At 61.5% G+C, this 11,673-nt stretch carries 9 protein-coding genes; all 9 read left to right on the top strand.

Going from position 1 to position 11,673, the window contains the following annotated elements; all coding sequences use genetic code 11:
* Nucleotides 1–417: 417 nt before the first annotated feature.
* A complete protein-coding gene (locus ABJK70_RS12650; protein ID WP_086132861.1) occupies nt 418–2,118 on the top strand; it encodes a SulP family inorganic anion transporter in 1,701 nt (566 codons plus the stop codon).
* Between the two features lie 18 nt (nt 2,119–2,136).
* A complete protein-coding gene (gene hyfB, locus ABJK70_RS12645) occupies nt 2,137–4,254 on the top strand; it encodes a hydrogenase 4 subunit B (protein ID WP_086132862.1) in 2,118 nt (705 codons plus the stop codon).
* Entirely contained in the window at nt 4,251–5,195 is a 945-nt protein-coding gene (locus ABJK70_RS12640) for an NADH-quinone oxidoreductase subunit H (protein WP_347258149.1), read from the top strand. Before hyfB ends, ABJK70_RS12640 begins: the two co-directional genes overlap by 4 nt.
* Entirely contained in the window at nt 5,192–5,872 is a 681-nt protein-coding gene (locus tag ABJK70_RS12635; protein WP_086132864.1) for a formate hydrogenlyase, read from the top strand. The genes ABJK70_RS12640 and ABJK70_RS12635 overlap by 4 nt, the downstream gene beginning before the upstream one ends.
* Nucleotides 5,869–7,332 carry a hydrogenase 4 subunit F gene (locus ABJK70_RS12630; RefSeq protein ID WP_347258148.1) on the top strand — a complete coding sequence of 488 codons (1,464 nt, stop codon included), beginning with the start codon at nt 5,869–5,871 and terminating at the stop codon, nt 7,330–7,332. The genes ABJK70_RS12635 and ABJK70_RS12630 overlap by 4 nt, the downstream gene beginning before the upstream one ends.
* Nucleotides 7,329–8,969 carry an NADH-quinone oxidoreductase subunit C gene (locus tag ABJK70_RS12625; RefSeq protein WP_347258147.1) on the top strand — a complete coding sequence of 547 codons (1,641 nt, stop codon included), beginning with the start codon at nt 7,329–7,331 and terminating at the stop codon, nt 8,967–8,969. Before ABJK70_RS12630 ends, ABJK70_RS12625 begins: the two co-directional genes overlap by 4 nt.
* Before the next feature lie 11 nt (nt 8,970–8,980).
* Complete coding sequence (gene nuoB / locus ABJK70_RS12620; protein ID WP_086132867.1) at nt 8,981–9,493, top strand: NADH-quinone oxidoreductase subunit NuoB; 513 nt, start codon at nt 8,981–8,983, stop codon at nt 9,491–9,493.
* A 24-nt stretch (nt 9,494–9,517) separates the two neighbouring features.
* Nucleotides 9,518–10,243, top strand: coding sequence for a DUF2490 domain-containing protein (locus ABJK70_RS12615; RefSeq protein ID WP_156881251.1), 726 nt, complete (start codon nt 9,518–9,520; stop codon nt 10,241–10,243).
* 177 nt (nt 10,244–10,420) lie between these two features.
* Nucleotides 10,421–11,673: glucose-6-phosphate dehydrogenase (gene zwf / locus ABJK70_RS12610; protein WP_347258146.1), on the top strand; the 1,253-nt coding region annotated here is incomplete at its 3' end.

Genomic DNA, 11,673 nt, shown 5'->3' with positions numbered 1-11,673 from the left:
ATCTGCTGGACGACCGCCACCATTTTGGCGTGGTACATGGGAATAAGACCGGAAAGAGAAGAAACATAAACGACTCTAGCACGTGAAGAACTCGTCCGGTATTAGTGACGACGGCTGTGGGCTTTAACGTGTGCTGAGCATCGGGATTATGCAAGAACCGGAACTTGCGTCGATTCCTAGCCGATTGATTGTCCTTGACAGTACTCCTCTGCCGCGCATTGGCTTGATCCTCGATGATTGGAAATATCATCCATGGATGGTTTGGATAAGCCGGTTCCACCGGTGATCTTGAACCGGTCCGAGTCTGGCAGCCTTGCCAAAGTACAAAACCAATTTCGTAATCAATAACCTAGAAAAATAGCAGGTTTGGCACGGAAGTCGCTTCGGCAGGGTCAGTACAACTCTGCGAGGACGACTATGGCTTCAGTACATACATTGCGCCGGGTGCCTCGAGCCGGACTACCGGGTCTTCTGGACCATTGGCGATCGGATCTCGTCTCCGGCTTTCTGGTGTTTCTGATCGCTCTGCCGCTGTGTCTCGGTATCGCCATGGCCTCGGGTTTTCCGCCTATGGCCGGGATCATCAGTGCCGTAATCGGCGGGGTAATCGTGTCCAGGATCAACGGCTCTCATGTCACGATCAACGGCCCCGCGGCCGGATTGATCGTCGTGATTCTCTCGGCGGTGCAGTCCCTGGGGCAGGGGAACGCCATGGCGGGTTACCGCCATACCCTAGCCGCCATCGTGGTGGCGAGCGTGCTGCAAATCCTGATGGGGATCTTCAAAGCCGGCAAGCTCAACGCCTATTTCCCGGCTTCGGTGGTGCACGGCATGCTGGCCGCCATTGGGATCATCATTATGGCCAAGCAAGTCCATGTCATGCTCGGGGTGAGGCCGGAAGGCGGTGAAATTCTCTCCGCCATCGCCGAGATTCCGCGCAGCGTGATGAACGCCAACCCTGAAATAGCCCTGATCGGATTGCTGGGGCTGGTTATTTTGATGATCTGGTCCTGGGTCAGAAATCCGTATCTCAAGATGGTCCCGGCCCCCCTGATCGTGGTCGTCGTCGGCATGGCTCTGGGTCAGGTCTTTGACCTCGACCATAAGCACGTGTATTTGTTTCTGCCGCAGGAGGAATTCCTGCCGCGCCACGAATTTACGGTGGGGCCGAAATTCCTGGTGTCGATTCCGGAAAATGTGCTGGCAAGCTTCTATTTTCCGGATTTCTCCAAAATCGCGACAGTCGAGTTCTGGGGGGCGGCGGTATCGATCTGCCTGGTCGGGAGTCTCGAATCGCTGCTGAGCGCCGCTGCGGTGGACAAGCTCGATTCTTACAAGCGCTATTCGGATCTGAACCGCGACCTCACTGCGGTGGGGGTGGGAAATCTTTTGTCGAGCGCAGTCGGGGGGCTTCCGATGATCGCCGAGATCGTCCGTTCCTCGGCCAACGTCCATAACGGTGCCAAGACGGCCTGGGCGAATTTCTTCCACGGCCTGTTCCTGGCGTTATTCGTGCTGTTCTTTCCCAGACTCATTCACGAAATCCCGCTGGCCTCGCTGGCGGCGCTACTGGTCTACACGGGTTTCCGCCTGGCCTCGCCCAGGGAATTCGTCAAGACCATGGATATCGGCAAAGAGCAACTGGCGCTCTTCTGCATCACGATTGTGGGCGTTCTGGCCACCGATCTATTAGTCGGCGTATTCATCGGCATCGTGGCGAAGCTGATGGTCCACATTCTTCGCGGTGTGGACTTCAAGAACCTGCTCAGGATCAACTACACGCTCATGCAAACCTCTCCCGGCGTTCATCACATCCGCATCAATGGATCGGCCGTTTTCTCCAATTTCATCGGGCTGAAAAGCGAGTTGTCGACCTTGCCTGAGGGGCAAACGGTGATTTTCGACTTGTCAAATGCCTATCTCATCGACCATACGGTCATGGAGTTCATCGACCACTTCCGCCACGACTATCAAGACCGGGGCGGCCGCTGCGAGATTCGCGGCTTGGAAAACCACCAGCCCTATTCGAATCATCCTCTCGCCGCGCGCCGGCGGAAAACGGACGAAGGAGAGCGTGCGACTCAACGGTTTAGCCTCAAAACCTCCAAGCACGGTTGAAGCCCGAGGAGTCGAACCATGTCTTTGTTCCTGGCCTACCTCTCGGTTCAGTGCGCCCTGTTGTCGGGCGCTCTGGCCCTGTTTTCCGAGCACCGGATGATATTGGAACGCGCCGCGAACCGGCTGGCTCCGCTCGCCGGTCTGAAAGAATGGCCGGCGCGGTCCGAACGCTTGTTCGCCGCGCCTGTGTATCCTCGCTTGCTGCAAAAAGGCGTGTTCGGGCTGCTGGCGCTGTCCGGCCTCGCCGCCTTGATCGGCGGGATTTCCGCCTTGCTCGGCCAAGGCGTCACGGTGGACCAACTGCCGTTCGGCTTGCCCTGGCTGCACTGGCACGTGCGGCTCGACGCGCTATCGGGATTTTTTCTCTTGATCATCGGCCTCGGCGTCATCGCGGCGAGTCTCTATGGACCCGGTTACGTCCGCGAGTACCGGCAAACCGAGCACCCGCTTTGGCTGCTCGGTCTCTGTACCGGTCTTTTCGTCGCCGGCATGGAGCTGGTGCTCCTGGCCGATGATGCATTCTTCTTCGTCATCGCCTGGGAGCTGATGTCGGTCTCCAGTTATTTTCTGGTGGCTTTCCAGCATGAACGCGCGGCCAACCGGCGCGCGGCGTTCCTGTACCTGCTGATGGCCGAGATCGGCGCCATCGCGATCATTCTCGGTTTCGGCGTGCTGGCGGGTTTCGCCCACAGTTACAGCTTCGATGTCTTCCGCTACACGCATCTCACGGCCGGCTGGGGTACGGCAGCTTTTCTGCTGGCCCTGATGGGCTTCGGCATGAAAGCCGGCCTGGTGCCCTTGCATGCCTGGCTGCCGGAAGCTCATCCGGTAGCGCCTTCCCATATTTCGGCCCTGATGAGCGGCGTGATGCTCAAGGTGGCGATCTACGGCCTCATGCGATTCGGGTTCGATCTGCTCGGGGATGTTCAATGGCAGTGGGGCGTCGCCGTGCTGATCCTCGGCACCGCCTCTGCCGTGCTGGGGGTGCTGTATGCCTTCCAGCAAAACGAGATCAAGCGGCTCCTGGCCTACAGCTCCATCGAGAACATCGGCATCATCGCCATGGGGCTGGGTTTGTCGATGATCTTTCTCGGCACTGGACACGGCGAACTGGGCGTCATCGGCCTCTTGGCCGCGCTCTACCACTCGCTCAACCACTCGGTGTTCAAGAATCTGCTGTTTCTCACCGCGGGTTCGGTGTTGCACCAGACCCACGAGCACGATCTGGAGCACTTGGGAGGTCTCGTCAAGCGCATGCCGAAAACCGCCGTGCTGGCGCTCATCGGCTGCCTCGCGATCTCGGCCCTGCCGCCGTTTAACGGCTTCGTGTCCGAATGGCTCACGTTTCAGGCCGCCTTGCAGTCGTCCTCGCTGGAAAGCGGCATCCTGCGCAGCGTGATTCCGGTCACGGCGGCGGTGCTCGCCTTTACCGGCGCGATGGCCGCGGCGACCTTCGCGAAATTCTACGGCATCGGCTTCCTGGGGCTTCCACGGGGCAGGCACGCCGCCCGCGCGCGCGAAGCGGCGCATCCCGGCATGCTCGCCGGCCCCGCGCTCTTGGCGGGACTGTGTGTGCTGCTGGGCGTGCTGCCCACGCCGATCATCCGAATGCTGGAGCCGGTCAGTCAACTGCTGCTCGGGCAAACGCTGCCGAGCGCTTCGGGCGAAGGCTGGATCTGGCTGACGCCGGGGAGCCGGACAGTGGCCTCGTATTCGGCGTTGCTGGTGGTATTGGGGCTGGGACTGGCCTGGTGGACCGCCCGCTATCTGATCGGGCGCCTGGCCGTCGCCGAAGTCCGGCGCAGCCGGCCTTGGGACTGCGGGTTCGGAGGGCTTAGCCCGCGCACACAGTACACCTCCACCGCGTTCAGTCAGCCGATCCGCCGCATCTTCGCGCCGATATGGGCGGTCAGGGAGACGATCCGGACAGGGGGCGCGGAGGCGCTGGAAAACACGCCGGTCCACTACGCCCTCGAAGTGGAGGACCGCTCCTGGTACGGTCTGTATGCACCGGCGGCGCGCGGAGTGGAGGCGCTGGCGCGGCGGGTGGCCTTGATTCAGACGGGAAGCGTTCGACTCTACATTGCCTATTCCTTTTTCACTTTGCTGTTGCTGTTGGGAGTCGTGAGCGGATGAGCGGATTGATCGCCTTAGTCGAACCGATTTTATTCATCTTGGCCGCGCCGCTCTTGGCTGGCTGGACAAAAATGGTCAAGTGCCGTTTGCAGAACCGCAAGGCGCCTTCGCTGCTGCAACCCTACCGGGAACTGGCCAAGCTGTTGCGGAAGCAGCCGGTGGTGGCCGAACAGGCGTCCTGGCTGTTCGAGGCGGCACCTTATATCGTGTTCGCCTCGGCGGTGCTGGCCGCGGCGGTGGTGCCGTTCTTCGCCGTGCACCTGCCGACCGCGTCCATTGCCGATGTGATCGCGCTGGCGGGCTTTCTCGCCCTGGGCAGGTTCTTCCTGGTTCTGGCCGGCATGGACGTGGGCACGGCCTTCGGCGGCATGGGGTCCTCGCGGGAAGTCACCATCGCCTCGCTCAGCGAACCGGCCATGCTGATGGCGATCTTCGCCCTGGCCATGAGCGCCAACACCACCAATCTCGCCAGCGCCATCGATTACGTGCTGGACACCGGCGTGGCGCTCCGACCCTCGTTCGTCTTCGCCCTGGCCGGAATGGTACTGGTGGCGGTGGCGGAAACCGGACGGGTACCGGTGGACAATCCCACCACTCACCTGGAGCTCACTATGATCCACGAGGCCATGGTTCTGGAATACAGCGGCAAGTACCTGGCCCTGATCGAATGGGCGGGCGAAATCCGCCTGATGCTGTACGGCGTCCTCATCGCCAATATTTTCTTCCCTTGGGGCATCGCCGAGGACCTGTCGCTGGCGTCGCTCGGATCGGGCTTGGCGGCCATCCTGCTCAAGCTCTTCGGGCTTGGCGCATTGCTGGCCGCCGCCGAAACCGTGTTCGCCAAGATGCGCCTGTTCCGGGTGCAGGAATTTCTCGGCTTCGCTTATCTCCTGAGCCTCTTGGGCATGCTCAGCCACATCATTCTGGAAATCGGACAATGAATGTATTGACGAATCATTCGCTATACGAACAGGCCATCCTGTTCATCGCCGCGCTGGTGGTCTTCACTTCGTTTCTCATGCTGGCGCAGAAACGCCTGTCCAGCCTGGTGGCCGTGTTCGCCTGGCAGGGCCTGCTGCTGGCGGCGACCACCGCGCTATGCGCCTATACCCAGCAAAATCCGCATCTCTACACGTCGGCGCTCATTAGCCTGGTCCTCAAAGGATTCCTGATTCCCTGGATGCTGCTGCGCCTGATCGTGAAGTTCGACATGCACCGGGAGGTCGAGTCGCTGCTCTATCCGACCTACGTCATGACCGCGGCGGCGGCCCTGGTGCTGTTCAGCTATTACGTGGTGCTGCCCATCGAGCAGCTGTCGGCCCTCGCGACTCGCAACGCCATCGCGGTCAGCCTCGCCGTGGTGCTTTTGGGGATGCTCGCGATGGTGTCGCGCCGGCAGGCGGTGGCGCACGTGGTGGGTTTCATGTCGATCGAGAACGGGCTGTTCTTCGCTGCCGTCGCCGCAACCCAGGGCATGCCGATGGTGGTCGAGATCGGCATCGCGTTCGACGTACTGGTCGCCGCGGTCGTTTTCGGCGTGTTCTTTTTCCATATCCGCGAAAGCATCGACTCGCTGGATGTGGACCGTCTCAACCGCTTGAGCGAGGTGGATCGATGACGGCGCTTTATCCGGTGCTCGGCATTCCCTTGCTGGGCATGCCGCTGCTCGCCCTGCTCGGTTCCATCGACAAGGCCGGCAAGGTCAACGTCTATCTCAACGGGGCGGGGTTCCTCGCGTCTTTGTGGCTCGCCATCGAGGTTTTCAATAATGGACCCATGACGGTCGCCGCCGGCGAATTCCGGATCGATGCGTTCAACGTTTATCTGGTGGTGCTGACTACGTTCGTCGGACTGACCACGGCGATCTTCTCCGCGCCGTACATGCTTAACGAGACCCGGCACGGCCGTCTGACGCCGAACCGGCTGCGGCTTTACCACACCATGTACCAGGGCTTCATGCTGGCCATGCTGGTGGTTCTGACAACCAACAATATGGGCGTGCTGTGGGTGGCGATGGAGGGCGCGACGCTGGCCACGGTGCTGCTGGTCAGCCTGTACCGCACACCGGAATCGGTGGAAGCGGCCTGGAAGTATTTCATCCTGTGCGGGGTAGGCATCGCTCAGGCCCTGTTCGGGACGGTGCTGCTCTATTTCGCCGCCGGCCAAATCGGGACCGGCGGGCTCGGCATGCAGTGGTCGGTACTGTTCGAGCATGCCGCCGAGCTGAATCCCACCGTGCTGGGCATCGCTTTCGTATTCCTGCTGGTGGGCTACGGCACCAAGATCGGGCTCGTGCCTCTGCACAACTGGCTGCCGGACGCCCATTCCGAAGGTCCGACCCCGATGTCGGCCATACTCTCGGGACTGCTGCTCAACGATGCCTTGTACGCGGTGGTGCGCTGCAAGATGCTGGTGGACGGTTCCACCGGTACCCACATGGCGGGCTATCTGATGATGGGCTTCGGCCTCCTGTCCTTCCTGGTCGCGGCCCTGTTCCTGCACCGCCAGCGCGACATCAAGCGGCTGTTCAGCTATTCATCCATTGAGCACATGGGCATGATGACCTTCGCCTTCGGACTGGGCGGCCCGCTCGCGACCTTCGCGGCGCTGATGCACATGACTATGCATTCGCTGACCAAATCGGCCATTTTCGTGACCGTGGGACACGCAGCGCAGCTCGCTAAGACCCAGCAACTCGAAAAAATCCGGGGGCTAATCAAAACCCAGCCCGCCATCGGCTGGGGTCTTTTGATCGGCACGGCGGCCATCGCCGGGTTTCCGCCTTTCGGCGTATTTACGAGCGAGTTCCTGGTGCTCACTGCCACCATGCAGCAGTTTCCCTGGCTGACGCCGCTGCTCCTGATCGGCATCGGCATCGCCTTCGCCGGACTGTTCCGTTATATCCAGCCGGTGGTTTACGGCGCGGTGCCGGAAGGGCAGCACCCGATCAGCGCAAATTTGTGGCCGGTAGCAGTCCACCTGATTCTGGTTCTGTGGATGGGATTGTCCATCCCGGGCGTTCTTTCCAATTGGTTCGATCAGGCCACCCAAACTATCGCCGGGAGTTCACCGCTATGAGTGTTTTAGCCAAACCGCGCATCGCGCAGCCGACGCGGTTCCATCAGTTCGATCCGGTCGAGGATCTTCTTGCCGAATTCGACCGACAAGGAATCGCGATCCATTACTCGAATGAGCCGGGCTTGATACCGGCTGTCCCGATCGCGATCAAACCGGACGACTGGGGCAGGACGGCCGAACTGGCCGCCGGCAAAGGATTCCGCTGGGCCGGAGGATGGGCGGACGACATCGGCTCCATGCCTTCGCTCCGGTTCTTAGCCATGTCCTGTCTCGAAAAAGACGGGCGATTCGTGCTGCTCCGCGCGGTGCTTGATGCCGACCAAAGGGAGCTGCCCTCGCAAGCGCCTTGGTTTCCCGGCGCGAACCGATCGGAACGGCGTACCCGCGACGCCTTCGGATTGGACTTCATCGGCCATCCCGACGCGCGCCGCTGGCTGCGGCATCAGGCTTGGACGGCGGACGAGTTTCCGCTCCGAAAGAGTTTTCCGAGAAGCGGCAACCCCAAGGCCGTGACGCCGCCCGACAAGGCTTACGCCTTTCAGCGCGCGCAAGGGCACGGCGTCTACGAAATTCCGGTAGGCCCGGTGCACGCCGGTATCATCGAACCCGGCCATTTCCGTTTTTCGGCGGTCGGCGAAACGGTGCTCAATCTCGAGGAGCGCCTGGGCTACGTGCACAAGGGGATCGAAAAGATCGCCGAGGGAAGGGGTCCCGACAGTCTCGCCCGATTGGCCGGCCGCGTGTCCGGCGACACCACGGTCGGTCACACCTGGGCCGCCTGCAGGGCGATGGAGCAGGCCGCCGAAGTCCGGGTGCCGGAACGCGCTTTGACGATCCGCGGAATCCTGGCGGAGCGCGAGCGCATCGCCAATCACCTGGGCGACATCGGCGCCATCTGCAACGACGTGGCGTTTGCTTTCGCCAGTTACCAGTTCTCCAGGTTGAGGGAGCTGTGGCTGCGCAACAACCGGTCGTGGTTCGGCCATCGCTTGCTGATGGATCGGGTGGTGCCGGGCGGCGTGGCCCACGATTTGAGCTCGGAAGCCGCTGCCGCCATGGCGGGAGAGCTGATTTGGCTCCGTAAGGAGTTGGACGAATTGCGACCCATCCTGGCCGACAACGATTCGCTCCAGGATCGCCTGGTAACGGCCGGGGTGCTGCCGGAGGCCACCGCCCGGGCGCTCGGCTGTTTGGGGTTCGTCGCCCGCGCCAGCGGGATCGATTTCGATTTGCGGCGGGATGCGGCTTACGCCCCCTACGATCGGATCGAGGTGCGGCCGGCCTGCCATCGGGACGGCGATGTGGCGGCCCGCCTCAACGTGCGGTACGACGAGATCTATGCCTCGCTGCACATCATCGCCCAATTGCTGCGCAGTCTCGGGAAAGGACCGATCCGGGCGGACTGGCGGACTCCGGACGCAGGTGCCGAGGGTCTGGCTCTGGTGGAAGGCTGGCGCGGCGAGATTCTGTGCTACATCCGTTTCGGCTCGGACGGACGCATCAGCCGCTATTACCCGCGCGATCCCAGCGTGTTCAACTGGCCGGCCCTGGAGCGGCTGATCCACGGCAACATCGTGCCCGATTTCCCGCTCTGCAACAAATCGGTGAACGGTTCCTATTCCGGCCACGATCTCTAGAGGATGATGCTGTGCTACGAATCTTTGAAAAAATCTACCGCGTCGGCGTCGTCACCGAGCCGGCCAAGGCCTACACCGATCCCGAGCTGGAGGCCATCGGAGCCGAACTGAAGACGGCCATCGACCGGCGCTTCAGCGGCAGCCTCGGCATTCGTATGGTGGACGCCGGTTCCTGCAACGGTTGCGAACTCGAGATCCATGCCTTGAACAACGCCTTTTACGATCTCGAGCGCTTTGGCGTTCACTTCGTCGCGTCGCCGCGACATGCCGACATCCTGCTGGTGACGGGGCCGGTCTCGCGGCATATGCAGCATGCTCTGCTGACGGTGTACGAGGCTGCTCCCGATCCCAAGTGGGTGGTGGCAGTAGGGACTTGCGCCGCGGACGGCGGCGAGTTCGGAGAGTCCTACGCCAGCTGCGGACCGGTCGGCAACGTGGTGCCGGTGGATGCGGTGATTCGCGGCTGCCCGCCGGCGCCGAAAGACCTGTTGGGCGGGCTGCTGAGCCTGTTGGCCGCCCGGTAATCACCACGCCAGAGCATTGAAACCATGAGAGCGAAAAAACATCGAAATATCCCGCTAGTCACGATTCTCGGTTTTTTCGCCGCCCTGGCCGCGACGCCATCGAACGGGCATGCGGACGAGTTGACCGAGGATGCCGGCAGCTGGATTCAAGTCGTCGGAGAAGGCAGCCTGAAGTTCCTGGACTCTAGCCTGGAGAAGGGGCGAATCTGGCTGGAGGGGCAATCCCGCTTCGACGACGATTGGGGGCATTGGTATCAAGGCATGGCCCGCGCCGCGCTCGGCTACTCGCTCAGCGACCGTGCCACCGTCTGGGCCGGATATACCTGGCTGCCTACCCAAAATCTCGGCAAACCCTATATCTCACAGCAGGATATCTGGCCGGCATTCCGTTATGTCTGGCCCACCGATATCGGCACATTTACCTTCCGAACCATGGTGGAAAGCAATTTTCTCAGAGGTGACCAGGTGCGGGTGAGACCGCGGCAGATGATTCGTTTCCAGCATCCTCTGGAGCTAGAGCCGCGGCTGAGCCTGATCGCCTGGGACGAGGTCTTCGTGCGGCTTAACGACACGAAGTGGGGCGGTGAGGCGGGCTTCGACCAGAACCGCATATTCGCCGGACTGGGCTGGACGTTCAACCCGAACTTCCGTGCCGAATTGGGTTATCTGAACCAGTACATCGACGACAACAAACATCAGAACGAGACCATGCATCACTTGATCGCGGGGTCTCTATATATCAATTTTTGACCGGTACGGCCACCACGCCTTTCCGCCCGCTGTCGATTTCCTAAGCCCGGTTTGCCGAGCCTTGGAAAACCGAGCCCCAAGCTGAGTGTCTCATCGACCCGCTGCGGACGGAACGCATCCCAGTGCATCGGACTCGAATTCTAAGAACGAAAATGCTGCATCCGACGAGAACGTTTCATGGAACGGCATCCCCATCCGCAAAGCTCTCTGTTCGTCCTGTTCGGCGCGGCCGGCGATCTGTCCTGGCGGTTGATCGTCCCGGCATTATTCCGGCTTTATGTCGGCAATCATCTGCCGGATCGCTTCCACCTCATCGGCATCGACCGGATGCCACTCGGGCCGGGGGAACTGGCTCGCCATTACGCCGAAAAGCTGGCCGAATCCGGCGAGAACGTTGAAAAAGACGAACGCTGGACCGGGTTCTGTCGAGGCTTGGACTACATCAGCGGCGACCTCAAGGATTCGGCGTTGTACCGGCGGCTGCGTACGCTGGTGCAGGCCCGTGAACAGGAGTGGAAGGAGTCTTGCCAGCAGGTCTATTACATGGCAACGCCGCCGTTTCTGTTCGCCGACATTGCCTGCAACCTGGGACGGGCACAATTGCACAAGGACCGGGAGCGGGCGCGCATCGTGGTGGAGAAGCCTTTAGGACGGGACCTGGCCTCCTATCAGGCGATCAATCGGGCGCTGACCGAGTACTTTCACGAGAATCAGATCTACCGGATTGACCATTTTCTGGGCAAGGAAACGGTGCAGAACATTCTTGCCCTGCGCTTCGCCAATCCCATCTTCGAGCCGATCTGGGATCGGCGTTACGTGGATCACGTGGCGATCACCGTGGCAGAGACTCTAGGAGTGGAGCACCGCGGCAGCTACTACGACCACGCGGGAGCCTTGCGGGACATGGTGCAGAATCATCTCATGCAGCTGCTCTGTCTGGTGGCCATGGAACCACCGGCGGTGTACGACGCCGACGATATCCGCAACCGCAAGATGGACGTGATGCACGCTCTCCGCCCCATTCCACCTGAGCAGGTCGCGCAGCGCGCGGTGCGGGGGCAGTATGGCGCGGGCTGGATCAAGGGCTGCCGGGTGCCCGCCTATCGGGAAGAGCCGGGCGTCGCCCCGGATTCCGACACCGAGACCTATGCCGCCCTCAAGCTCCACGTGGACAATTGGCGCTGGCAGGACGTACCGTTTTATCTCCGCACCGGCAAGCGCATGGCGGCGGATGTCTCGGAGATTTCCATCCGTTTCAGGCCGGTTCCGCACCGTGCCTTCCCGACCTCCGGCAGCGAGGACGCCCACCCGGTCGCCTTGGTGCTGCGCATCCAGCCCGAGGAAGCCATCGTCCTGCACTTCTTCGTCAAGGAGCCGGGTTCCCGCGCACGTCTCAGGCGGGTGCGGATGGATTTCAATTATCTGAACGC

It is taken from the genome of Methylocaldum sp. (assembly GCF_039794385.1).
Taxonomy (GTDB): domain Bacteria; phylum Pseudomonadota; class Gammaproteobacteria; order Methylococcales; family Methylococcaceae; genus Methylocaldum.
This window is presented reverse-complemented; position numbering and strand designations above follow the sequence as displayed.

Coding starts and splice junctions, on each gene's coding strand:
- ABJK70_RS12640 (WP_347258149.1), top strand. CDS start 4,251: ATGAGCGGATTGATCGCCTTAGTCGAACCGATTTTATTCATCTTGGCC.
- ABJK70_RS12615 (WP_156881251.1), top strand. CDS start 9,518: ATGAGAGCGAAAAAACATCGAAATATCCCGCTAGTCACGATTCTCGGT.
- hyfB (WP_086132862.1), top strand. CDS start 2,137: ATGTCTTTGTTCCTGGCCTACCTCTCGGTTCAGTGCGCCCTGTTGTCG.
- ABJK70_RS12650 (WP_086132861.1), top strand. CDS start 418: ATGGCTTCAGTACATACATTGCGCCGGGTGCCTCGAGCCGGACTACCG.
- ABJK70_RS12635 (WP_086132864.1), top strand. CDS start 5,192: ATGAATGTATTGACGAATCATTCGCTATACGAACAGGCCATCCTGTTC.
- ABJK70_RS12625 (WP_347258147.1), top strand. CDS start 7,329: ATGAGTGTTTTAGCCAAACCGCGCATCGCGCAGCCGACGCGGTTCCAT.
- ABJK70_RS12630 (WP_347258148.1), top strand. CDS start 5,869: ATGACGGCGCTTTATCCGGTGCTCGGCATTCCCTTGCTGGGCATGCCG.